Raw genomic sequence first — 21,074 nt, forward strand, 5'->3', positions numbered from 1 at the left:
CGGCGGACCCGCGGAGACGAACGCTCCCGCGGGGAAACGGCGAGGGTGTCCCGGGGCGCGGGCGCTCCCGCAAAGAGCTAGCGGATGGGGACGCCGGAGAGGGCGCGGGCGATGACCAGGCGTTGGATCTCGCTCGTGCCCTCGAAGATCGTGTAGATCGCCGCATCGCGGTGCATCCGCTCCACGGGGTACTCCCGGGTGAACCCGTTGCCCCCGAGGATCTGCACCGCCTGCGCCGTGACCTTCTTCGCGACCTCGCTGGCGTACAGCTTCGACATCGAGCCCTCCGCCGCCGTGAAGCGCTGGCCCGTCGCCGCCATCCACGACGCCCGCCACACCAGCAGCCGCGCCGCGTCGATCTGGGTGCGCATGTCCGCGAGTTGGAAGGCGACGCCCTGGTTGTCGATGATGGGGCGGCCGAACTGGGTGCGGGTCTTCGCGTAGTCGAGGGCGACCTCGTACGCGGCGCGGGCGGTGCCGACCGCCATCGCGCCGACGGCCGGGCGGGACGCCTCGAACGTCGCCATCGCCGCGTTCTTCACCCGCTCGTCCCCCGCTCCCGCCGCCGCGTTCTTCGCCCGCTCCCGGGCCCGGGCCAGCCGCTCGTCCAGCTTCTCCTTGCCGCCGAGGAGGCAGTGGCCGGGGACCCGTACGCCGTCCAGGACCACCTCCGCCGTGTGCGAGGCCCTGATGCCGTGCTTCTTGAACTTCTGGCCCTGGCTCAGGCCGGGGGTGTTCGGGGGGACGATGAAGGACGCGTGGCCCTTGGTGCCGAGCGCCGGGTCGACGACCGCGACGACGACGTGGACGTTGGCGATGCCGCCGTTGGTGGCCCAGGTCTTGGTGCCGTCGAGCACCCACTCGTCCTTGGCCGCGTCGTACTCGGCGCGGGTGCGCATCGCCCCGACGTCGGAGCCGGCGTCGGGCTCGGACGAGCAGAACGCGGCGAGCTTGACGTCGTCGACGTCGCCGTACATCTGGGGGATCCAGGTGCCGATCTGCTCGTCGGTGCCGTTGGCGAGCACGCCCACCGCGGCGAGCCCGGTGCCGACGATGGACAGGGCGATGCCGGCGTCGCCCCAGAACAACTCCTCCATGGCGAGCGGAATGCCGAGCCCGGTCGGGTCGAAGAACTGCTGGGCGTAGAAGTCCAGCGAGTAGATGCCGACCTTGGCCGCCTCCTGGATCACCGGCCAGGGGGTCTCCTCGCGCTCGTCCCACTCGGCGGCGGCCGGGCGGATCACGTCCGAGGCGAAGCCGTTCAGCCAGTCGCGAACCTGCTTCTGTTCGTCGTTGAGTTCAAATGCGAACTCCGCCATGTCCCCTCCAGGAATGCGAACGCCTGCCGCACGTTACTTGCGGTAACCGCAGTCTGTTACCGCGTAGTAGAGCGTGTCAACCGGTCCCGGTCGCGAACACTGCGCCCGCGCGGGGGTGTTAGTTTGCGCAGGCGTGACGCAATTGGCTCGGGCGGGGAGATCGACGATGGAGACCACACGGCAGTCGGCCGAACAGGACCGGTCGGCCGAACGGCGCCGGCGCGAACTGCTGGAGGCGGCGGACCGGGTGGTGCTGCGGGACGGCCCGGGCGCGTCCATGAACGCGATCGCCGCCGAGGCCGGCATCACCAAGCCCATCCTCTACCGGCACTTCGGCGACAAGGGCGGTCTGTACCGGGCGCTGGCCAAACGGCACACGGACGCGCTGCTGGCCTCCCTGCGCGCGGCGCTCGACGCGCCGGCGGACCGGCGCGAGCGGGTGGAGGCGACGCTCGACACCTATCTGGCCGCGATCGAGGCGCGTCCCCAGGTGTACCGCTTCCTGATGCACCCGGCCGACGACCCCGCGGACGCCCCGCACCCCGTCGGCAGCGCCGGCGCCGAGCCCGCACCGGGCACCGAGGCGCGCTTCGACGTCGGCCGGCACTCCGCGCCGCTGCTGCGACGGCTCGGCGAGGAGTTGGCGCAGGTCATCCACGACCGCGTCGACCTCGGCCCGGACGCCGAACGGCTGGCCCGCGTCTGGGGCCACGGCATCGTCGGCATGATGCACGCGGCCGGCGACTGGTGGCTCGGCGAGCGCCCCTGCTCCCGCGCGGAACTCGTCACCGGCCTCGCGGACCTGCTGTGGGGCAGGCTCGCCGCGGCCTCCGACCGCGCGGGCGGCCCCGGCTTCTGACCCGCCCCGAGCGCGCTGCGACCGCGCACCCGCCCTACGACCACCGCGACCGCGCCACCGCCCGTCGGAGCTTGCGGTGGCGCCAGCCCGAGAGGCGGTCGGCGTACACGACGCCGTCGAGGTGGTCGGTCTCGTGTTGCAGGCAGCGGGCGAAGAAGCCGGTGCCGGTGACGCTGACGGGCTCGCCCGCCACCGTCGTCCCCTCGACCACCGCCCGGTCGTACCGCGACGTCCCCGCTTCCAGGCCCGGCAGCGACAGACAGCCCTCGGGGCCGCGCACCTCCACCCCGTCGGCCGCCACCAACCGGGGGTTGACCAGGTGCCCGACGTGACGCACGTCCTCGTCGTCGGGGCAGTCGTAGACGAACACCCGCAGCCCGACCCCCACCTGATTGGCCGCCAGCCCCACCCCGCGCGCCGCGTACATCGTGGCGAACAGGTCCTCGACGAGCCCGTGCAGTTCGGGGCCGAAGTCGGTGACGGGTTCACAGGGGGCGTGCAGGACCGGGTCGCCGAGCAGGCTCAAGGGCCGTACGCGTCCGGAACTGCCGGGGATCGGCCGGTTTCGCATGCGCGCAAGCGTACGTTCCGGTCGGTGTGCACGTCCGCCGCGGTGCCGCGGTACAGGTGGCGGCCCGGACCTGGATAGGCTGGGGGCGACCGATGCAAGGAGGATCAAGGACGATGTCCAGCAACTCGGAGCCACTGACGCCTCGCGCCAAGCTCGCCGTGACAGCGGGCAAGGCAGCGGCGGCGGTGTCACGCGCGGCGGGACGCGGTAGCGGTTCGGTGATCGGCGGCCGGGTGGCGCTCAAACTCGACCCCGACCTGCTCGGGCGGCTGGCGCAGCACCTGGACGTCGTCCTCGTGTCGGCCACGAACGGGAAGACCACCACCACGCGACTGATCGCCGAGGCCCTGCGGGCTGCGGGCCCGGTGGTCTCCAACGCGCTCGGCGCCAACATGCCCGCCGGCATCACCTCCGCGCTCGCGGGCGGCTCCGACGCCAAGTTCGGTGTGATCGAGGTGGACGAGAAGTACCTGTCGGGCGTGGCGCGCGACGTGACGCCGAAGGCGGTCGCGCTGCTGAACCTCTCGCGCGACCAGTTGGACCGCGCCGCGGAGACCCGGATGCTGGCGGAGAAGTGGCGCGAGGGACTGGCGGGCACCAAGGCCACCGTGATCGCCAACGCGGACGACCCGCTGGTGGTGTGGGCCGCGTCCTCGTCCCCGCACGTCGTGTGGGTCGCCGCGGGCCAGGAGTGGAAGGACGACGCCTGGTCCTGCCCGTCCTGCGGCGGTGTGATGCAGCGCCCGGGCGACGACTGGTTCTGCGGCGAGTGCGGCTTCCGCCGACCCGCCCCGAGCTGGGTCCTCAGCGGTGACCACGTGCTCGACCCGCACGGCTCCGCCTGGCCGATCCACCTCCAGCTGCCCGGTCGCGCCAACAAGGCGAACGCCGCCACCTCCGCCGCCGTCGCCGCCTGCTTCGGCGTGCCGCCGCAGGTCGCGCTGGAGCGGATGTACCAGGTCCAGGCCGTCGCCGGCCGCTACGACGTGGTGCACTTCGAGAACCGCGAGCTGCGGTTGCTGCTCGCGAAGAACCCGGCCGGCTGGCTGGAGACGTTCTCCCTGATCGACCCGCCGCCCACCCCGGTGATCCTCGCGGTGAACGCGCGCGGCGCCGACGGCACCGACACCTCCTGGCTCTGGGACGTCGACTACACCCGGCTCACCGGCCACCCGATCATGGTCATCGGTGACCGTCGGCTCGACCTGGCGGTGCGGCTGGAGGTCGCGGGCCAGGACTTCCGGGTCTGCGACACCGTCGACCAGGCCGTCGCGATGGCGCCGCCCGGGCGGATCGAGCTGATCGGGAACTACACCGCCTTCCAGGACGTCCGCCGCCGCGTCGGCAACTGATCCGGACCCCTCCCAAGGCAGCACTGCGACGACTGAGAAAGGCTTTCGAGCATGGCCGACAGCAGCCTGCGGCTGGTCTGGGTCTACCCGGACCTGCTGTCCACCTACGGCGACCAGGGCAATGCGCTGGTCGTGGAGCGCCGGGCCCGCCAGCGCGGGTTGGACGTGATGCGCATCGACGTGCGCAGCGACCAGCCGATCCCCACGTCCGGCGACATCTACCTGATCGGCGGCGGCGAGGACCGTCCGCAGCGGCTGGCGTCCGAGCGGCTGCGCCGCGACGGCGGGCTGAACCGGGCGGCGGAGAACGGCGCGATCATCTTCTCGGTCTGCGCCGGATACCAGATCCTCGGCCACGAGTTCATCAACGACCTCGGGCAGCGCGAGCCGGGCCTCGGACTGATCGACGTGGTCTCCACCCGGGGCGAGGGCGAGCGCTGCGTGGGCGACGTCCTCGCGGACATCGACCCCCGCTTCGGGCTGCCGCAGCTCACCGGGTTCGAGAACCACCAGGGCGTCACCCACCTCGGCCCCACCGCCCGCCCCTTCGCCCGGACGGTCCTCGGCCGGGGCAACGGCACGGGCGACGGCACGGAGGGCGCGTACAACGACACCGTCTTCGGCACGTACATGCACGGCCCGGTGATGGCCCGCAACCCGCTCATCGCTGACCTGCTGCTGAAGCTGGCGCTCGACGTGAACGCGCTGCCGTCGCTCGACGACCGCTGGTACGACGCGCTGCGCAACGAGCGGATCACCACGGCGACGCAGCAGCCGGCGTAGTCCTCCTGCGTCCGGGCACCGCGCCCGGGCCGGGGGGCGTCCCATCTGCCGGACGCCCATTCGTTCCGGGGCGCCGTGCGCCGGTAGGGTGAGCGTCGATCAAACCGGACGACGTGGTCCGGGTGTCGGCCCACGTTGCAAAGGTAATTCGGGCAATGCGCATTGGTGTGCTCACCTCCGGCGGCGACTGCCCCGGTCTGAACGCCGTCATCCGTTCCGTCGTGCACCGTGCGGTCGTCGACCACGGTGACGAGGTCATCGGCTTCCACGACGGGTGGAAGGGCCTCCTGGAGTGCGACTACCGCAAGCTCGACCTGGACGCGGTGGGCGGCATCCTCGCACGCGGCGGCACCATCCTCGGCTCGTCCCGGGTGCGGCCCGAGCACCTGCGCGACGGGGTTGAGCGGGCCAAGGGCCACTGCGCCGACCTCGGCCTCGACGCGGTGATCCCGATCGGCGGCGAGGGCACGCTGAAGGCCGCGCACCTGCTGTCCGAGGGCGGGCTGCCGATCGTCGGCGTCCCCAAGACGATCGACAACGACATCGCTTCCACCGACGTCACCTTCGGTTTCGACACCGCCGTGGGCGTGGCGACCGAAGCGCTGGACCGGCTGAAGACGACCGCCGAGTCCCACCAGCGGGTGCTGATCGTCGAGGTCATGGGCCGGCACACCGGCTGGATCGCGCTGCACTCCGGCATGGCGGCCGGCGCGCACGCCATCGTGGTGCCCGAGCGCCCCTTCGACATCGAGGAGCTGACCCGCCGGGTCGGTGCCCGGTTCGAGGCCGGGAAGCGGTTCGCGATCGTCGTCGTCGCGGAGGGCGCGAAGCCCCGCGAGGGCACGATGGCGTGGGACGAGGGCGACAAGGACGTCTACGGCCACGAGCGCTTCGCCGGTGTCGCCCGACAGCTCTCCACGGAGTTGGAGCGCCGGCTCGGCAAGGAGGCGCGGCCGGTGATCCTCGGCCACGTCCAGCGCGGCGGCACCCCGACGGCGTACGACCGGGTGCTGGCGACCCGGTTCGGCTGGCACGCGGTGGAGGCGGCGCACCGCGGGGAGTTCGGCATGATGACCGCGCTGCGCGGTACGGACATCACGATGGTCCCGCTGGGCCGGGCCGTGGAGACGCTGAAGACCGTTCCGCAGGAGCGGTACGCCGAGGCCGAGTGCGTCCTGTGAACGCGTAGGCGCACGGCCGGCAGGCCCGACGCTCCGTGGAACCGCCCCCGGCCGAAGTCCCGGCCGGGGGCGGTTCTACTCTGGTTCGGCAAGCGCACCGCCTGGATGTATGCACGAATCGGGAGCCACCGGATGGATCACAGCGGGCACGGCACGTCGATGGACCTGCCGCCGTTCACGCTGGAGCGGGGGTTGGAACTCTCCCCCGAGCCGTTCTTCCTGGTCGGCGGTCTGCTGGCGCTGGCGCTGTACGGCTGGGGCGTGGTCCGCCTGGTGCGGCGCGGTGACGCGTGGCCGGTGGGCCGCACGGTCTTCTTCGTGCTCGGCGTGCTCACGGTGCTGGTGGCGATGTGCACCAAGCTCAACGACTACGGCATGGTCATGTTCAGCGTGCACATGGTGCAGCACATGATCATCAGCATGGTGTCGCCGATCCTGCTGCTGCTGGGCGCGCCGGTGACGCTGGCCCTGCGGGCGCTGCCGGTGGCGGGCCGGGGTCGGACCGGGCCGCGGGAGCTGCTGCTGGCGCTGCTGCACAGCCGGTACATGAAGGTCGTGACCCACCCCGTCTTCACCATCCCGATCTTCATCGCGAGCCTGTACGGCCTGTACTTCACCCCGCTGTTCGACACGCTGATGGGGTCGAAGGCGGGGCACATCGGGATGATGGTGCACTTCCTCGCCGTGGGCCTGGTCTTCTTCTGGCCGATCATGGGCGTGGACCCGGGGCCGCACCGGCCGGGGTACGTGATGCGGATGCTGGAGCTGTTCGCTGGGATGCCGTTCCACGCCTTCTTCGGGATCGCCCTGATGATGGCGAGCTCCCCGATGGTCGAGGCGTACGAGAACCCGCCGGCGTCGCTGGGGATCGACGTGCTGGCGGACCAGAGCGCGGCGGGCGGCATCGCGTGGGCGTTCAGCGAGATCCCGTCGGTGTTGGTGCTGATCGCGCTGGTGTACCAGTGGTACCGCTCGGACCAGCGGCAGGCGCGGCGCACCGACCGTGCGGCCGACCGGGACGGCGACAAGGAGCTGGCGGCGTACAACGCCTATCTCGCCTCGCTGCACGCCCGCGGCGAGCGACGGCCGGCCGGGCGGTAGCGCTCGACGCGGGTGTCGGGTGACGATTGGCCCACGGAGTGGTCGTCGTCCAGGGAGGACGCGCATGTCGGGTGCCACGAGAACGATGGGTGTGCTCACCGTGTCGACCGTGGTGGTCGTGACCGCCTACACGGCGGCGCTCGGGAGCAACGGTTGGCTCTGGTTCGGCTGCGTGGTGCTCACGCTGCTGACCGTCGGCGTGGTCGCGGCCCGCGGGAACTGATCTGCAAAAACGATCCGCTGGTTCCTTCGGGCCGTACTCGGGCCGTCGCGCCACGCGTCCCCCGCCGTGCCGTCGACGGTCGGCAGGGGCGCGCTGGCGGGCACCGGCGCCACCGGGGCGCGAACGGCGCGCCGTAGGTGCTCGGCCTGTTTGACGCGTCGGGTGAACCAGATGACCTTGCCCTCGTCGGTGCCGCAGGTGCCCCAGCTGTCGCTGAGGTGCGCGACGGCGGCGAGCCCGCCCTTCGTCGGGCAGGAGCTGGTCATCCGGGGCAGGCGCGGGTCGCGGTCGGCCACCGAGGTGATCAGGTGCCGACCGGTCCAACGCAGCTCGATCCGGCACGTCCGGTCGCCCGGAACGTGTCGGACGACGTTCTGCAGCAGGGCGTCGACGGCCCGGCACACCGGACCTACGTGGGCTTCGAGGTCCCAATGGCGCAGGTGCGCCGCGAGAATCCGGCGGACCTGGGGGATCCGCTCCAAGGTTGCCTGCACTTCCATGGTGTAGCGGCAGGCGGCCTCACTGTGCATGGCCGTGGCTCCTCACCGCGCCGGGCCGTCCTCTCCAACGTCGGGACCCCCGGGTGACGGAGAGTGCACGCCTAACGCTTCTGGGTCACTGACCAGGGTGACCCCGGGGGCCGTTCGCCGCAACACGTCCCCTTCCGTCGCCCGGGTGGAGCAGCCGGGCCGGCCGCGGTCGCGGGCGGCTACCAGGGGGCGGTGTGCGCACATAGGATGACCGCGTTCCCACCGCCCGTACGACAGGCCCCAGGGACGGCCAAGCCCGGCTCCGCACCGCCCGTCCCTCCTGTGAAGGAGCACCCCGCCGTGTTCTACAACGTGCTCAAGTACGTCTTCCTGGGGCCGCTGCTGCGGTTGCTGTTCCGCCCCCGCATCGAGGGTCTGGAGCACGTCCCCGAGGAGGGCGCGGCCATCGTCGCCGGGAACCACCTGTCGTTCTCGGACCACTTCCTGATGCCGGCGATCCTCAAGCGGCGCATCACCTTCCTGGCGAAGGCGGAGTACTTCACCGGGCCCGGCGTCAAGGGGCGGCTGACGGCCGCGTTCTTCCACAGCGTGGGCCAGATCCCGGTGGACCGCTCCGGCAAGGAGGCGGGGCAGGCCGCGATCCGCGAGGGGCTCGGGGTGCTGAGCAAGGGCGAGCTGCTGGGGATCTATCCGGAGGGCACCCGTTCGCACGACGGGCGGCTCTACAAGGGCAAGGTCGGCGTCGCGGTGATGGCGCTGCGGGCCGGGGTGCCGGTGGTGCCCTGCGCGATGGTGGGCACCTTCGAGATCCAGCCTCCGGGCCAGCGGCTGCCGAAGGTCCGGCGGGTCACGGTCCGCTTCGGCGAGCCCCTGGACTTCTCGCGCTATGCCGGGATGGAGAACGAGAAGGCGGTGCTGCGGGCGATCACCGACGAGATCATGTACGCCGTCCTCAAGCTGTCCGGCCAGGAGTACGTGGACCGGTACGCGTCCGAGGTGAAGGCGGAACTGGAAGAGGCGAAGAAGGCCGAACGCCGCGCGACGTGACCGTGCGAGGTGTGCGCGTGGGGCGGCCGGAGGTGTTCCGGCCGCCCCACGGGCGTGTTCGAGGCCGCGACGTTACGGCTTCGGCACCGCGTGCGGGTCGCAGGTGACGTTGCGGTCGTCCAGCGCCCCGCTGAGCAGGTACGCGTCCACGCGCTGGTTGACGCAGGCGTTGGCGATGCCGGTGACGCCGTGCGAACCGGCGTTCTTCTCCATGATCAGGCGCGAGCCCTTCAGCCGCTTGTGCAGCTCGTAGGCGCCGCCGACCGGGGTGGCGGCGTCCCGCTCGGCCTGCACGATCAGCACGCCCGGCAGCCCCTTGCCGGACTTCACGTCCACGGCCGGACCCTGGCGGGTCGACCAGGTCGCGCACGGCAGGTTCATCCAGGCGTTCGCCCAGGTCATGAAGGGGTAGTCACGGTGCAGTCGGGTGTTGTCGCGGTCCCAGCGGCGCCAGTCGGTGGGCCACTTGGCATCGGCGCACTCGACGGCGGTGTAGACGGCGTTGCCGTTCTCGGCGCGGACGTTGCCCGCGGTGTCCGCCATGTCCGGTGCCGCGGCGTCGACGAGCGCCTGCACGTCACCGGCGACGTACTTGCTCCACACGCGCGCGACGGGCGCCCAAGAGGAGTCGTAGTACGGCGCGCTCTGGAAGAAGCCGGTCAGCTCGGCCGGTCCGACGACCCCGCCGAGGGGCGCCTTCTTGGCCGCGGCGCGCAGCTTCTGCCACTGCGCCTCGACCTTCGCCGGGGTGTCGCCGATCTTGTACGTGGCGTCGTTCGCGGCGACCCACGCCTTCCAGTCGTTCCAGCGCATCTCGAAGGCGACGTCCTGGTCCAGGTTGGCCTGGTACCAGATCTTCTGCCGGGACGGGTTGACGACGGAGTCGACGACCATGCGGCGGACGTGGCCGGGGAAGAGGGTCGCGTACACGCCGCCGAGGTAGGTGCCGTAGGAGACGCCGAGGAAGTTCAGCTTCCGCTCGCCCAGCGCGGCCCGCAGCACGTGCAGGTCGCGGGCGGTGTTCGCGGTGGTCATGTGCGGCAGCATCCACCCGCTGCGCTCGGCGCAGCCGTCCGCGTACTCGGCGGCGAGCTTGCGCTGGGCCCGCTTGTCGGCCTCGCTGTCGGGCACCGGGTCGGCCTTGGGGGCCTTCACGAACTCCTGGGGGTCGACGCAGGAGATCGGGGTGGAGCGGCCGACGCCGCGCGGGTCGAAGCCCACGAAGTCGTACGCCTTGGCGACGTTCGCCCAGATCGGGTTCTTGCCGGTGACCCGGGTGGGGAAGCGCAGTCCGGAGCCGCCGGGGCCGCCGGGGTTGTAGAACAGGGCGCCCTGGCGTTCGGCCGGGGTGCCGGTGTTGCCGATCCGGTCGACGGTGATGGTGATCTGTCGGCCGTTCGGGCGCTGGTAGTCCAGCGGCACGGTCACGGTGCCGCACTGGATCGGCTTGGGGAGCCCCCAGTCGGCGGGGCAGTCCGCCCACGCCACGCCCCGGTCGGCGGCGCGTTCGGCGGCGATGTTCACGCCGCGCTCCTCCAGGTGGCCGCCGCGACCCCCGCTCGCGCTGGCGGTGGGGGCGGCTATGGCGCCCGCGATGAGGGTGCCCGCCATCAGAGTGCCGGCCGAGCCGAGCACCGCTGTGCGTCTCACGTGGAACTCCCCTTCTGTCGTCCAGTCCTTCGGGGATCCTTCCGTCTGAGGGGGCTTGGGGAACAGGTCGTACGCGTGTTCTTTACCTAACCCATAACCGGTGCGCCGAGTCCCGCTCAGCGGTGCAGTGCTGACGGTCCGTTTCGGGCGCTTCGCCTGGTCAGCCGCGGTCTTCGGCGCGCTGCGCGGCGTCCAGGACCGCCCGCAGCAGCCGGGCGTCCGGTGCGACGGCGGTGACGAGGGCGGCCGGGCCGGCGAGCGGAGTGAGGACGGCGGTGTCGCCGAGGAGCCGGGCGCGCGGCGGCTCGGTCTCGTACGCGGGGTCGACGATCAGCAGTTGGCCGACGGCCCGGTGGCCGCCGATGACGGCGCCGCCGTCCCAGCCGCCGGGCGCACCGGGGCCGTACCGGCCCTCCTGGTCGAGCACGGTGCGTCCGGCGCGTCGGACGGTGAGCCGGCTCCACACCGTGCCGGGCTCCTCCCGGTGGCGGCCGAGGACGTGTTCTTCGCGCAGGACGAGCCGGGCGGTGGGCGCGAGTTCGACGCGGGTGGCGGTGCGCAGGTCGCTGCCGCGGACGCAGACGACGGGCTCGGGCAGCCAGTGCAACCGGGCGCCGTCGCCGACGGTGAGGTGCAGGTCGTAGTGGGCGGGCGCACCGGTGGGGCCGGGCAGGGAGAGCGTCGCGGCGGCGGAGCCGACCTCCAGCCGGGCGCCCGCGCGCACCTCGGTCTCGACGGCCAGCCGGTCGCCGCCGAGCGGGGCGCTCATCGCGCCGACGATGACGACCCGCTGCCGTCCCGGGGTCAGCGATCGGGTGCGGCGCGGGGCCAGCGGCCCGGCGCCGGCGAGGACCGGCAGTCCGGTCCGGTCGGCGACGACGCGGGCCGTCGCCCGGACGCTCACGCGGTCCAGTCGGCGAGCCGGGCGCGCACCCAGTCGGCCACCGGCGCGGCCCCGTCGGGTTCGCGCAGGGAGGTGAGGACGACGGGGAGTTCGCCGCGCTGCGCACGGGCGTCGTCGGCCATCCGTCGCAGGTCGGAGCCGACGTACGGGGCGAGGTCGGTCTTGTTGACGACGAGCAGGTCTGCGGTGGTGACGCCGGGGCCGCCCTTGCGGGGGATGTCGTCGCCGCCGGCGACGTCGATGACGAAGAGTTGGGCGTCCACCAATCCGCGGGAGAAGGTGGCGGTGAGGTTGTCGCCGCCGGACTCGACGAGGATCAGGTCGAGCGGGCCGACGGCGTCCTCCAGGTCCTCGACGGCTTCGAGGTTGGCGGAGATGTCGTCGCGGATCGCGGTGTGCGGGCAGGCGCCGGTCTCCACGGCCTGGATGCGCTCGGGCGGCAGCACCGCGGCGCGCAGCAGGAAGTCGGCGTCCTCCCGGGTGTAGATGTCGTTGGTGACGACGGCGAGGGAGTGCCGCTCGCGCAGGGCCGCGCACAGGGCCGCGACCAGCGCGGTCTTGCCGGAGCCCACGGGGCCGCCGAGGCCGATCCGCAGGGCGCGCCGACCGCCGTCGGGGCGTCGGGCATCGGCGCTGACGGCGGCGGCGCGGTCGTGGCGGTGGCTGTCGAGGTGCACGGGCGGCTCCTGTTCGGGTCGGTTCTGCTTGTTGGTCGAGGGCGTCGGCAGGCGGCAGGCGTCTCGACGTCGGCGGTGGCGATGGCGGTGGCGATGGCGGTGGCGTCAGGAGGCGAAGAGGCGTACGGGCCAGGTCGCGTGCTGCTCCGCGGTGATGTCGAGCAGCGGGGCTGAGGCGGCGGGCAGGGCGTCCACCCCGCGGTGGGCTGCCGCGCCGGCGCGCTCCGCGACCTCGTCCAACTCGGGCGCGAGCCTGGCGAGCACCGCCGTCGCTTCGTAGGGGTCGAGCCCCAGCAGGCGTACGGCGGCGGTGGCGGGGCCGCTGACGGTCTCGTACGCGACGGCGCCGGCGGCGTCCTTCGGCCCGATGCCGGCGCTGAGGGCCAGCACCCCGAACACCACCGGCTGGTGCGCGCCGCGCGGGCGGGCCGCGGCGAGCGCGTCGAGGCGCGGGCCCGGCCAGGTGGCGCGCCCGGCCCTGAGCAGTTGGCGGCCGAGCCTGCGGGCGGCGGCGCGCAGCGCCGGGGACGGGGTGCGGGCGTCTGCGGCGTCGTCGAGCGCGAGCGGGTCGTGGCCGATCGTCGCCGCGGCGGCGATGGCTGCCGAGGTCAGCCCGGTCGTGTGCAGCCGGCCGCGGCAGAACGCGGCCAGGGACGGGCCGTCGTGGATGCGGCCGGCGCGCACGGCGGCTTCGGCGCCGCCCGAGTGGGCGTGCCCGCCGGCGGGGAAGCGTCCGTCGGCGAGGACGAGGAGCGCGGCCCGGCTCGTCCCGCCCTCCCCCGTTCGTTCGCCGTCGGATGTGTTCATGGCGTCCATCGCGTTTTCATGAGGTGGTCCTAGAAGAGGAAGTAGCGCTGTGCCATGGGGAGTTCCGCGGCCGGCGCGGGCTCGACGCGTTCGCCGTCGATGGTGACGCCGAAGGTGTCGGGGTCGACGACGACCCGGGGCAGGGCGTCGTTCTCGCACATCGCGGCCTTGGTGAGCCGTCGGGTGCCGGCGATGGGGACGAAGGGCTTGTGCAGGGCGAGCCGTTCGGGCAGTCCGTCGGCGATCGCCGCTTCGGAGGTGAAGGTGAGGGAGCCGGTGGACCCGGCCCGGCCGAGCGCCCCGAACATGGGTCGCGGCAGTACGGGTTGGGGAGTGGGGATCGATGCGTTGGCGTCGCCCAGCTGCGCGTACGCGATCTGTCCGCCCTTGAGCACCAGCAGCGGTTTGACGCCGAAGAAGGCCGGCTCCCACAGCACCAGGTCGGCGAGCTTGCCGGGCTCGACCGAGCCGATCTCGGCGGCCATGCCCTGCGCGATCGCGGGGTTGATGGTGTATTTGGCGACGTAGCGGCGGACCCGGTGGTTGTCGGCGGGCCCGTCGCCGGGCAGCGGGCCGCGCCGCCTCTTCATCACGTGCGCGGTCTGCCAGGTCCGTAGCACCACTTCGCCGATGCGCCCCATGGCTTGGGAGTCCGAGGAGATGATCGAGATGGCGCCCAGGTCGTGCAGGACGTCCTCCGCCGCGATGGTGGTGGGGCGGATGCGGGACTCGGCGAAGGCGAGGTCCTCGGGCACGGCCGGGTTGAGGTGGTGGCAGACCATCAGCATGTCCAGGTGCTCGTCGACCGTGTTGACGGTGTGCGGCCTGGTCGGGTTGGTGGAGCTGGGCAGGACGTGGGGCTCGCCGACGACCGAGATGATGTCGGGTGCGTGCCCTCCCCCGGCGCCTTCGGTGTGGTACGCGTGGATGGTGCGGCCGGCGATCGCGGCGAGGGTGTCCTGGACGAAGCCGGCTTCGTTGAGGGTGTCGGTGTGGATGGCGAGTTGGGCCCCGCTCCCCTCGCAGACCTCCAGGCAGGCGTCGATGACCGCGGGGGTGGCGCCCCAGTCCTCGTGGATCTTGAACCCGACGGCGCCGCCGCGCAGTTGGGAGTGCATGGCCTCGCGCGATGTGGTGTTGCCCTTGCCGAGCAGCCCGACGTTGACCGGCAGTCCGTCCAGCGCCTCAAACATCCGGCTGAGGTGCCAGGGGCCGGGGGTGACGGTGGTGGCCTTGCTGCCCTCGGCCGGCCCGGTGCCGCCGCCGACGAGGGTGGTGACCCCGGTCGCCAGCGCCTGGTGGACGAGGGTGGGCGAGATGAAGTGGACGTGCGCGTCGACGGCGCCCGCGGTGACGATGCGTCCGTTGCCGGCGATGACCTCCGTCTCGGGGCCGATCACCAGGCGGGGGTGGACGCCGTCCATGGTGTCGGGGTTCCCTGCCTTGCCCAGCGCGGTGATCCGACCGTCCCTGATGCCGATGTCCGCCTTGACCACGCCCCAGTGGTCGATGACGAGCGCCCCCGTGACGACGGTGTCGGGCGCGCCATCGGCGCGGGTGGTGCGCGCCTGCCCCATGGACTCGCGGATCACCTTGCCGCCGCCGAACACGGCCTCGTCGCCGGCGCGCCCGGGTCCGCCGCTGCGGTCCTCTTCGACCTGGACGAAGAGGTCGGTGTCGGCGAGCCGGACCCGGTCGCCGGTGGTCGGGCCGTAGAGGTCCGCGTACGCCCGTCTGCTCAGCTCAGCCACGGTCGGCTCCGCCCTCGGCGTCCAGCGCGCCGCCGGCCGCGCCGCGCAGCCCCGGCACGGTCCGCGCCCCGGCGATCGGCACGAGTTCCACCTCCACGGGGATCCCCGGCTCGAAGCGGACGGCGGTGCCGGCGGCGATGTGCAGACGCCGCCCCCAGGCCGCGGCCCGGTCGAACTCCAGGCCCGGGTTGACCTCGGCGAAGTGGTAGTGGGAGCCGACCTGGACGGGCCGGTCGGCGGTGTTGACGACCAGGGCGCGGGTGACGTCGCGCCCTTCGTTGATGCGTACGGGCCCTTCGGCGCAGCGCAGTTCTCCGGGGATCACCGGTGCGCCTCAGCCGATCGGGTCGTGGACGGTGACGAGCTTGGTGCCGTCCGGGAAGGTGGCCTCCACCTGGACGTCGTGGATCATCTCGGGGACGCCCGCCATCACCTCGGCGCGGGCCAGCACCTGACGGCCGGACGCCATCAGCTCCACGACGGTGCGCCCGTCGCGGGCGCCTTCGAGGACGTGGGCGGTGATCAGGGCGACGGCCTCGGGGTGGTTGAGCCGCAGGCCGCGCGCCCGGCGCTGCCGGGCGACGTCGGCGGCGACGTGGACGAGCAGCCGTTCCTGCTCGTGCGGGGAGAGTTGCACGGTGCCACCTCACTCGTCGGAACGGCCCCGGGGACGGGCCCCGGGGGCGTCGGGAGGTGAACACGTTAAGACGGCGCCTTTTCGGGCGCGTTAACCAGCGTTACGGCCGGGTGCACGCTCCATCGACATCACCGCGCGCAGTCCGCTCTCCAGGACGTCGACGCTGACGTTGCCGAACAGCGCCTGCTGGGTGATGAACCCCTGCGCGGTGGCGATCAGGGTGCGGGCCACGTGGTCGGCGTCGGCCTCGTCGGACATCCAGCCGTGGGCGCGGTACGCCTCGACGAGCTGCACCCAGGCCGAGCGCAGGGTGCCGTACCCCTCGTCGAGGACGGCCGCGAGCCGTTCGTTGCGCAGGGTCTCGGTCCACACCTGGATGACGAGTCGGGCGAACGCCTGCCCGTCGGCTCCCTCGACGTGGTCGTACAGCACCCGGCGCAGGACGCGGCCGATGAGCACGTCCGGGGTGGGGGGCGGATCGACGCGGGCCGCCTCGGTGAAGGCGCCCCTGACCACGTCGAACACCTCGTCGGCGATGGCCTCGATCAGCTCGTCCTTGCTGCGGAAGTAGCGGTAGACGGCGCCGGCGGACAGGCCGACCTCGCTGAGGACGTCCTGCATCGAGGTGGCGTGGAAGCCGTTGCGGGCGAAGCAGCGCGCGGCGCCGTCGAGGATCTGACGGCGCCGCGCGTCGAGGTGCTGTTGGGAGACGCGAGCCATGCCGCCAACTTAAAACGAACATTCATTCTTGACAAGGCGACCCGGCCGGAGGAGCCTGGGCCCCATCGGTAAAACGAACGATCCTTCTCTTTAATTCGCCGTCCGTCGCCCCGTGCGCCCCTTGACCTTCGGCGCGCCCAGAAGTGAGGAACCGCCGTGTCCAGCACCTCTCCCACCGTGGCCCCGCCCCGCGACCCCGGACCGAGCCCGGCGCGCCGGGCGGTCGCCGTACTGCTCCTGGTGCCGGTGGTGGTCGCGGCGGCGCTCTGGGCCTTCGCCTGGCCGGGCGCCCGCACCGCGCCGCGCGACCTGCCGCTCGGCGTCGCCGGGCCGGCCGCGGCGGTCGAACCGATCGCCCGGTCGCTGGAGCAGAAGGAGGGCGCCTTCGAGGTCCACCGCTACGGGGACGAGGCGGCGGCCCGCGCCGCGATCGAGGACCGGACGGTGTACGGAGCGGTGGTCGCCACGCCCGACGGACCGCGGCTGCTGACGGCTTCGGCGGCCAGCCCCGTGGTGGCCGGACTGCTGCGGGAGGCCGTCGCGCCCGGCGCGCCCGAAGGGCGTCCGGTGCCGGTGACCGACGTCGTCGCCGCGCCGAGCGGCGATCCGCGGGGCGGTGTGCTGGCCGCGACGGCGCTGCCGCTCACCTTCGCCGGGATCGCGTCCGGCGCGCTGGTCACGGCCTTCAAGCTGCGCCGGGGGCCGGCGGCTGCGACCCTCGCCGGCGCCGCCGTCCTCGCCGCGGTCACGGTGACCGCCCTCGCCCACGACTGGCTGAACGTGCTGACCGGGTCCTGGTGGGGCGAGGCGGGGGCGGTGGCGCTCACGGTCTTCGCCGTCGGCGCGGGCACGGCGGGCCTCGCCGCGCTCGCCGGCCCCGCGGGGATGGCGCTCAGCAGCGCGCTGATGGTACTGATCGGCAATCCGTTCTCGGGCGCTGCGAGCGCCCCGGAGCTGCTGCCGGAGCCGGCCGGGCTCATAGGCCAGTGGCTGCCGCCCGGCGCCGGCTCCCAACTGCTGCGCTCGCAGGCGTACTTCGACGGGAACGGCAGCGGAGGTGACGTGCTGGTGCTGTGCCTGTGGGCGGGGCTGGGGCTCGCCGCCCTCCTGTTCGCCCGACGCCGGGCGGGCGAAGGGGTGCCCGCCGTCGCGTAGCGCGCCGCGGGGGCGCGACTACCGCCGCCCCGGCCGCATCCGGACGATCAGCGTCCGGCGCCGGGGTGGCGGTGCTCGGCGGTCAGTCCGAAGCGTCCCCGCTCCGCGTTGCCGGGCGCGGTGGTCCCGAGCGACGAGACCGAGCTGATCACCTGCTCGTCGTCGCCGGCCCGGTCCAGCTCTTCGAGCCGTTCGAGGTCTTCGGAGGAGACCAGCGCCACGAGCGGCTTCCCGTGCCTGGTGACGACGACGCGCTCACCGCCGTACACCACGCGGTTGATCAGTTCGGCCAGCTCAGCGCGGGCTTGCGTCACCGGAATCTCGTAGGCCATGCCCTTCAGCTTAGTGCGCACCCCCGCGAGCCACCTGCCTCACGCAGATGTGCGAAGCGCCTGGTGAGAACGCGCCCCGACCACCGCGACGGGCCGTGACCCTGCGGGCGTGGCGGACCCCCGGCGTCTCCGTTTCGCCGCCCTCGTCCTTCGCGAGGCAGCAGCGACCTACGGGCAGCGCTCTTCGTTCTTCACCGTGCCGAAGTTCAACTCGGTGTCCTTCGGGACCTTCTTGCCCGCCGCGGGCTCCTGGGTGCAGACCTTCCAGTTGCGGTCCCAGAGCTGGTTCCGACGCTCGCCCGTGCTGTCGTGCGAGGTCAGCCTGAGGAAACCGACGGACTGGGCCGCGTCCTGGGCGGCCTGGAGCCCCATGCCGACGAAGTTCGGCACGGGCGCCGCACCGGAGTCGCCCGCGGCGTTCGCAGCGCCGGTGGTGATACGGGGCGTCGCGGCGGGCGCGGCGGTCATCGCGGGAACCGGCGCCGCGCCGCCCCGGGGCGTGACCGTGACGGTGGGCCCGGGCGCGGCCCGGCCGTCCTGCCCCGCGTCGTCGCCCCCGCCCGACGCACCGATGCCGACGCCCATGAAGAAGAGGACGGCAGCTCCGGGAATGACGAAGCGCTTGCGCGCCCAGCCGGGTCCCTGCGGCTTCGGAGCCTGCCCGCCCCACGGCGCCTGCTGCGGCTGCCCGCCCCACGTCATGCGATCCCCCCACGGAAGTTCTTTCGAGGGCCCGAACCTAACCGCGCCGGATCGGTGCAGACAGGCCGACCGACAGAAGGTGATGGATTCGTGATCATCATGTGGAGTTTCCGTGCCGCTCTTCACCTCTGGCGCGTGCACGCACCGCGAGAAATGCCCCCTGACCAGCAAACCAGCCGCCGCCTTCAGAGGCAGCCCTCTTTTTGCGCTTCTGTACGTCCTGTACATTTCTCACAGATAGCGCGCCGCCGAGAACCACCGAGAGGTACGCCGTGATGCAGCCCGCCGCCCGATACGTCCTGCCGCAGTTCACCGAGCGCACCGCGCACGGGAACCGCACTCTCGACCCCTACGCCAAGCTGCTCGAAGAGCGGATCGTCTTCCTCGGCACGCCCGTGGACGACACCGCGGCGAACGACGTGATCGCCCAACTGCTGTACCTGGAGTACGCGGCGCCGGAGCGGCAGATCTCGCTCTACATCAACTCCCCGGGCGGCTCGCTCAGCGCCATGTCCGCGATCTACGACACGATGCAGGTGATCACCTGCGACATCGAGACGACCTGCATCGGGCAGGCCGTCTCGACCGCGGCGCTGCTGCTGGCCGCGGGCGCCCCCGGCAAGCGCCTGGCCCTGCCGGGCGCGCGGATCGTGCTCCAGCAGCCCGGGCTCGACGAACCGACCCGGGGCATGCCGTCGGACCTGGAGATCGAGGCGCGGGAGATCCTGCGGCTGCGCGCCCTGATGGTGGAGTTGTTCGCCCGGCACACCGACCGGTCCGCCGAGCAGGTCGCGGCCGACCTGGAGCGCGACACCTTCCTGGACGCGGCGACGGCCAAGGAGTACGGGCTGGTGGACCACGTGATCGGCAGCCGCAAGTCCTCGTTGGCCGGCCGCGGCTGACGGGAGGCGCGCCGTGCCCCGTCCCGAACCGCCGCCACTGCCGCCGCTGCCGGCGCTGACCCGCGCCGAGGCCGACCTGATCGACGGCTATCTGCGCGTCGTGGACCTGGTGGGACGCATCAACCCCAGCCGCGGCGACCTCACTTACTCCTCGCTGCGCGCCGCCCAGGCGCTGGTGGCGCAGGCGATCGCGGTCAAAGACGCCCTGGCGCTGATGCACGAACGCGGGGAGGACGCCCTGCACGCCGCCACCCTCGCCCGGGCGCTGCGGGTGCTCGACGGCGAGCGGCGGGCCCTGCGGGTCACCATCCCTGACGAGTCACCCCCGTGACGGCTCGTCATCCGACACGTCAACCGCCATCCGGGTTCCCACCGGGATACCTCGTTTGATGTAGTCGCGACATCTCCGGTCGATACGCTCAAGTTGCGCGGGACGACGATCCCTCTAGCGGAATGTCCTATTCCAGTGCTGGTACGAGCCTCCCCCGGTGTCCACAACCGACGGGAAAATGCGGCGCGTCCACCTGAATGGCGCATTCGTGTTGAAACTCACATACCGCCGTTTTGACTCGGAAATCCGGCATTGCGTGGGACAAGATCCCTGGGACGACAAGCCCCCGTCACCTCGGCGGGGCGGTCCGAACGGACGCCGAGTCCTGCCGCCGTTCCGGATGACTGGTCGACAGGAGTGCTTCGGCAGGAGTGGAGGACCCGAGCAGTACGGGACGGCCGGTGCGCCGGACGTTCCTCGGGGTGAAGCCGCGACAGCGGCCGGGCACCTTCGTCCGCCCGAACCCGACAGGTCACCCTTCACAGGCGGCTGACGAAGGGTTGCGCATGACTGCGCAGATGAACGTCCCGTTCCTGATCGGCCGGGCGGGCGCGGTTTCCGCGCTGACCCTCGCCGCACTCGGTGGCTCGATGCTCGTACCGGGCGGCACGTCCGAGGCCCAGGCAGCAACTGCACACGCGGGCAAGGCGCTCAAGGTCGCCGCGGGCAAGAAGGGTGCGCCCTACCGGTGGGGCGCGGCGGGCCCGCGCCGCTTCGACTGCTCCGGCTTGACGCTCTATTCGTACAAGAAGGCCGGCAAGAAGCTGCCCCGGACCGCCCAACAGCAGTACAACTCCACGCGTCGGGTCTCGACCGCCAACAAGAAGGTGGGGGACCTCGTGTTCTTCCACTCCGGGCGGAGCGTCTACCACGTCGGGATCTACGCCGGGAAGGGGAAGATCTGGCACTCGCCCAAGCGGGGCTCCTGGGTGAAGCTGGACAAGATCTGGAGCAGGAGCGTGTCGTACGGCCGGGTCCGCTGACGGCGGTCCGCTGACGCTTCGAGCGCGCCGGGCCGTCGGCCTGTCGGTCAGTCGGTTCGACGGGCCGGCCAGGGCAGGGTGACCCAGACCGTCTTGCCGCCGTCCGCGGTCGGCTCGACGGTCAGTCGTCCACGGCTGTGCGCCGTGAGGCTGCGGATGATGACCAGGCCGCGGCCGTTGTCCTGGCGCACGGCCGCGGGCAGCCGCTGGGGCCACCTCGGGTGGCTGTCCGTCACCCCGAGGCGCAGTTCATCGTCCCGCTCCAGCAGCACGTCCACCCGGAAGGTGGGCGACTGGCCGAAGGTGTGCTGCACGGCGTTGGTGGTGAGTTCGGAGACGATCAGCCGGATCGTGTCGAGGGCGTCCGACCCCGCGGGAAGCCCCCACCCCGTCACGGCGCCGGTGACGAACCTGCGGGCCACGGAGACCGAGGCGGGCTCGGTCGGCAGGGTGATGGCGGCTTCCTGGAGGTCTGCCATGGCGACGTCGTCCCTTTCCACCGGGGCCGTGCTCCGACTTCGTAGCCGATGGATGCGCGGACGGCCGCGGACAGTGCTTCGCGCGCCACACTGCCACTCATCGCGGTACCGGGTGAG

At 72.4% G+C, this 21,074-nt stretch carries 24 protein-coding genes and 1 riboswitch; of the genes, 10 read left to right on the forward strand and 14 right to left on the reverse strand.

Features of this window, described 5'->3' with window-relative positions; all coding sequences use genetic code 11:
- Positions 1 to 77 precede the first annotated feature (77 nt).
- Positions 78 to 1,319: an acyl-CoA dehydrogenase family protein gene (locus ACH4E8_RS14310; protein WP_398447818.1), complete on the reverse strand. Its 1,242-nt coding sequence runs from the start codon at positions 1,317 to 1,319 to the stop codon at positions 78 to 80.
- Positions 1,320 to 1,485: 166 nt separating this feature from the next.
- Here ACH4E8_RS14310 and ACH4E8_RS14315 point away from each other — a divergent pair, with 166 nt between their 5' ends.
- Positions 1,486 to 2,178, forward strand: a complete 693-nt coding sequence (locus tag ACH4E8_RS14315; protein ID WP_398447820.1) for a TetR family transcriptional regulator — start codon at positions 1,486 to 1,488, stop codon at positions 2,176 to 2,178.
- A 34-nt stretch (positions 2,179 to 2,212) separates the two neighbouring features.
- Here ACH4E8_RS14315 and def read toward each other — a convergent pair whose 3' ends face one another.
- On the reverse strand, positions 2,213 to 2,749 hold the full coding sequence (gene def / locus ACH4E8_RS14320; RefSeq protein WP_398447822.1) for a peptide deformylase: 537 nt from the start codon (positions 2,747 to 2,749) through the stop codon (positions 2,213 to 2,215).
- 113 nt (positions 2,750 to 2,862) lie between these two features.
- Between def and ACH4E8_RS14325 the strand changes: the two genes are divergently transcribed.
- From ACH4E8_RS14325 to ACH4E8_RS14340, 4 genes are all read left to right on the forward strand, one after another.
- Complete coding sequence (locus tag ACH4E8_RS14325; RefSeq protein WP_361545864.1) at positions 2,863 to 4,101, forward strand: MurT ligase domain-containing protein; 1,239 nt, start codon at positions 2,863 to 2,865, stop codon at positions 4,099 to 4,101.
- Between the two features lie 51 nt (positions 4,102 to 4,152).
- On the forward strand, positions 4,153 to 4,884 hold the full coding sequence (locus ACH4E8_RS14330; RefSeq protein WP_398447824.1) for a type 1 glutamine amidotransferase: 732 nt from the start codon (positions 4,153 to 4,155) through the stop codon (positions 4,882 to 4,884).
- A gap of 155 nt (positions 4,885 to 5,039) precedes the next feature.
- Positions 5,040 to 6,065: a 6-phosphofructokinase gene (locus ACH4E8_RS14335; RefSeq protein ID WP_398447825.1), complete on the forward strand. Its 1,026-nt coding sequence runs from the start codon at positions 5,040 to 5,042 to the stop codon at positions 6,063 to 6,065.
- A gap of 132 nt (positions 6,066 to 6,197) precedes the next feature.
- Positions 6,198 to 7,166, forward strand: coding sequence for a cytochrome c oxidase assembly protein (locus tag ACH4E8_RS14340; protein WP_398447826.1), 969 nt, complete (start codon positions 6,198 to 6,200; stop codon positions 7,164 to 7,166).
- 126 nt (positions 7,167 to 7,292) lie between these two features.
- Here ACH4E8_RS14340 and ACH4E8_RS14345 read toward each other — a convergent pair whose 3' ends face one another.
- A complete protein-coding gene (locus ACH4E8_RS14345) occupies positions 7,293 to 7,919 on the reverse strand; it encodes an ATP-binding protein (protein WP_398447827.1) in 627 nt (208 codons plus the stop codon).
- Positions 7,920 to 8,219: 300 nt separating this feature from the next.
- Here ACH4E8_RS14345 and ACH4E8_RS14350 point away from each other — a divergent pair, with 300 nt between their 5' ends.
- The gene (locus tag ACH4E8_RS14350; protein ID WP_398447828.1) at positions 8,220 to 8,927 is read left to right on the forward strand and encodes a lysophospholipid acyltransferase family protein; all 708 of its coding nucleotides are present in this window, start codon (positions 8,220 to 8,222) and stop codon (positions 8,925 to 8,927) included.
- A gap of 72 nt (positions 8,928 to 8,999) precedes the next feature.
- Here the strand turns inward: ACH4E8_RS14350 and ACH4E8_RS14355 are convergent, their stop codons facing one another.
- From ACH4E8_RS14355 to ACH4E8_RS14390, 8 genes are all read right to left on the reverse strand, one after another.
- Positions 9,000 to 10,577, reverse strand: coding sequence for an alpha/beta hydrolase (locus ACH4E8_RS14355; RefSeq protein ID WP_398447829.1), 1,578 nt, complete (start codon positions 10,575 to 10,577; stop codon positions 9,000 to 9,002).
- Positions 10,578 to 10,737: 160 nt separating this feature from the next.
- Positions 10,738 to 11,481 (reverse strand): urease accessory protein UreD, encoded by a 744-nt coding sequence (locus ACH4E8_RS14360; RefSeq protein ID WP_398447830.1) that lies wholly within the window; start codon positions 11,479 to 11,481, stop codon positions 10,738 to 10,740.
- Positions 11,478 to 12,158 (reverse strand): urease accessory protein UreG, encoded by a 681-nt coding sequence (gene ureG, locus ACH4E8_RS14365; RefSeq protein WP_398447831.1) that lies wholly within the window; start codon positions 12,156 to 12,158, stop codon positions 11,478 to 11,480. Before ureG ends, ACH4E8_RS14360 begins: the two co-directional genes overlap by 4 nt.
- Before the next feature lie 105 nt (positions 12,159 to 12,263).
- Positions 12,264 to 12,965 carry an urease accessory protein UreF gene (locus ACH4E8_RS14370; RefSeq protein WP_398447833.1) on the reverse strand — a complete coding sequence of 234 codons (702 nt, stop codon included), beginning with the start codon at positions 12,963 to 12,965 and terminating at the stop codon, positions 12,264 to 12,266.
- A gap of 29 nt (positions 12,966 to 12,994) precedes the next feature.
- Entirely contained in the window at positions 12,995 to 14,716 is a 1,722-nt protein-coding gene (locus ACH4E8_RS14375; protein WP_398447835.1) for an urease subunit alpha, read from the reverse strand.
- Positions 14,709 to 15,041, reverse strand: a complete 333-nt coding sequence (locus ACH4E8_RS14380) for an urease subunit beta (RefSeq protein WP_398447837.1) — start codon at positions 15,039 to 15,041, stop codon at positions 14,709 to 14,711. The genes ACH4E8_RS14375 and ACH4E8_RS14380 overlap by 8 nt, the downstream gene beginning before the upstream one ends.
- Before the next feature lie 9 nt (positions 15,042 to 15,050).
- Entirely contained in the window at positions 15,051 to 15,353 is a 303-nt protein-coding gene (locus ACH4E8_RS14385; RefSeq protein WP_398447839.1) for an urease subunit gamma, read from the reverse strand.
- Positions 15,354 to 15,443: 90 nt separating this feature from the next.
- Complete coding sequence (locus ACH4E8_RS14390; protein ID WP_398447841.1) at positions 15,444 to 16,073, reverse strand: TetR/AcrR family transcriptional regulator; 630 nt, start codon at positions 16,071 to 16,073, stop codon at positions 15,444 to 15,446.
- A gap of 156 nt (positions 16,074 to 16,229) precedes the next feature.
- On the opposite strand from ACH4E8_RS14390, the gene ACH4E8_RS14395 reads away from it, so the two are divergent.
- Complete coding sequence (locus ACH4E8_RS14395; RefSeq protein WP_398447843.1) at positions 16,230 to 17,228, forward strand: ABC transporter permease; 999 nt, start codon at positions 16,230 to 16,232, stop codon at positions 17,226 to 17,228.
- A 47-nt stretch (positions 17,229 to 17,275) separates the two neighbouring features.
- Here the strand turns inward: ACH4E8_RS14395 and ACH4E8_RS14400 are convergent, their stop codons facing one another.
- The gene (locus ACH4E8_RS14400) at positions 17,276 to 17,560 is read right to left on the reverse strand and encodes a type II toxin-antitoxin system Phd/YefM family antitoxin (protein ID WP_398447845.1); all 285 of its coding nucleotides are present in this window, start codon (positions 17,558 to 17,560) and stop codon (positions 17,276 to 17,278) included.
- Positions 17,561 to 17,728: 168 nt separating this feature from the next.
- Positions 17,729 to 18,262, reverse strand: a complete 534-nt coding sequence (locus ACH4E8_RS14405; RefSeq protein WP_398447847.1) for a PASTA domain-containing protein — start codon at positions 18,260 to 18,262, stop codon at positions 17,729 to 17,731.
- Between the two features lie 272 nt (positions 18,263 to 18,534).
- Here ACH4E8_RS14405 and ACH4E8_RS14410 point away from each other — a divergent pair, with 272 nt between their 5' ends.
- The 3 genes from ACH4E8_RS14410 (at position 18,535) to ACH4E8_RS14420 (ending at position 20,478) form a co-directional block, all read left to right on the forward strand.
- The gene (locus ACH4E8_RS14410) at positions 18,535 to 19,164 is read left to right on the forward strand and encodes an ATP-dependent Clp protease proteolytic subunit (protein ID WP_398447849.1); all 630 of its coding nucleotides are present in this window, start codon (positions 18,535 to 18,537) and stop codon (positions 19,162 to 19,164) included.
- Between the two features lie 13 nt (positions 19,165 to 19,177).
- Complete coding sequence (locus ACH4E8_RS14415) at positions 19,178 to 19,495, forward strand: hypothetical protein (RefSeq protein WP_398447851.1); 318 nt, start codon at positions 19,178 to 19,180, stop codon at positions 19,493 to 19,495.
- 306 nt (positions 19,496 to 19,801) lie between these two features.
- A riboswitch (cyclic di-AMP (ydaO/yuaA leader) is annotated at positions 19,802 to 19,998 on the forward strand.
- A 3-nt stretch (positions 19,999 to 20,001) separates the two neighbouring features.
- Positions 20,002 to 20,478, forward strand: coding sequence for a C40 family peptidase (locus ACH4E8_RS14420; RefSeq protein WP_398447853.1), 477 nt, complete (start codon positions 20,002 to 20,004; stop codon positions 20,476 to 20,478).
- 47 nt (positions 20,479 to 20,525) lie between these two features.
- Here ACH4E8_RS14420 and ACH4E8_RS14425 read toward each other — a convergent pair whose 3' ends face one another.
- The gene (locus tag ACH4E8_RS14425) at positions 20,526 to 20,957 is read right to left on the reverse strand and encodes an ATP-binding protein (RefSeq protein ID WP_398447855.1); all 432 of its coding nucleotides are present in this window, start codon (positions 20,955 to 20,957) and stop codon (positions 20,526 to 20,528) included.
- Between the last annotated feature and the right edge of the window lie 117 nt (positions 20,958 to 21,074).

The organism is Streptomyces sp. NPDC017979 (assembly GCF_044328175.1).
Taxonomy (GTDB): Bacteria; Actinomycetota; Actinomycetes; order Streptomycetales; family Streptomycetaceae; genus Streptomyces.

Excerpts from the sequence above, each read along its gene's own strand:
- ACH4E8_RS14310 (WP_398447818.1), bottom strand. The coding sequence starts at position 1,319 with ATGGCGGAGTTCGCATTTGAACTCAACGACGAACAGAAGCAGGTTCGC.
- ACH4E8_RS14315 (WP_398447820.1), top strand. The coding sequence starts at position 1,486 with ATGGAGACCACACGGCAGTCGGCCGAACAGGACCGGTCGGCCGAACGG.
- def (WP_398447822.1), bottom strand. The coding sequence starts at position 2,749 with ATGCGAAACCGGCCGATCCCCGGCAGTTCCGGACGCGTACGGCCCTTG.
- ACH4E8_RS14325 (WP_361545864.1), top strand. The coding sequence starts at position 2,863 with ATGTCCAGCAACTCGGAGCCACTGACGCCTCGCGCCAAGCTCGCCGTG.
- ACH4E8_RS14330 (WP_398447824.1), top strand. The coding sequence starts at position 4,153 with ATGGCCGACAGCAGCCTGCGGCTGGTCTGGGTCTACCCGGACCTGCTG.
- ACH4E8_RS14335 (WP_398447825.1), top strand. The coding sequence starts at position 5,040 with ATGCGCATTGGTGTGCTCACCTCCGGCGGCGACTGCCCCGGTCTGAAC.
- ACH4E8_RS14340 (WP_398447826.1), top strand. The coding sequence starts at position 6,198 with ATGGATCACAGCGGGCACGGCACGTCGATGGACCTGCCGCCGTTCACG.
- ACH4E8_RS14345 (WP_398447827.1), bottom strand. The coding sequence starts at position 7,919 with ATGCACAGTGAGGCCGCCTGCCGCTACACCATGGAAGTGCAGGCAACC.
- ACH4E8_RS14370 (WP_398447833.1), bottom strand. The coding sequence starts at position 12,965 with ATGAACACATCCGACGGCGAACGAACGGGGGAGGGCGGGACGAGCCGG.
- ACH4E8_RS14390 (WP_398447841.1), bottom strand. The coding sequence starts at position 16,073 with ATGGCTCGCGTCTCCCAACAGCACCTCGACGCGCGGCGCCGTCAGATC.
- ACH4E8_RS14400 (WP_398447845.1), bottom strand. The coding sequence starts at position 17,560 with ATGGCCTACGAGATTCCGGTGACGCAAGCCCGCGCTGAGCTGGCCGAA.
- ACH4E8_RS14405 (WP_398447847.1), bottom strand. The coding sequence starts at position 18,262 with ATGACGTGGGGCGGGCAGCCGCAGCAGGCGCCGTGGGGCGGGCAGGCT.
- ACH4E8_RS14420 (WP_398447853.1), top strand. The coding sequence starts at position 20,002 with ATGACTGCGCAGATGAACGTCCCGTTCCTGATCGGCCGGGCGGGCGCG.
- ACH4E8_RS14425 (WP_398447855.1), bottom strand. The coding sequence starts at position 20,957 with ATGGCAGACCTCCAGGAAGCCGCCATCACCCTGCCGACCGAGCCCGCC.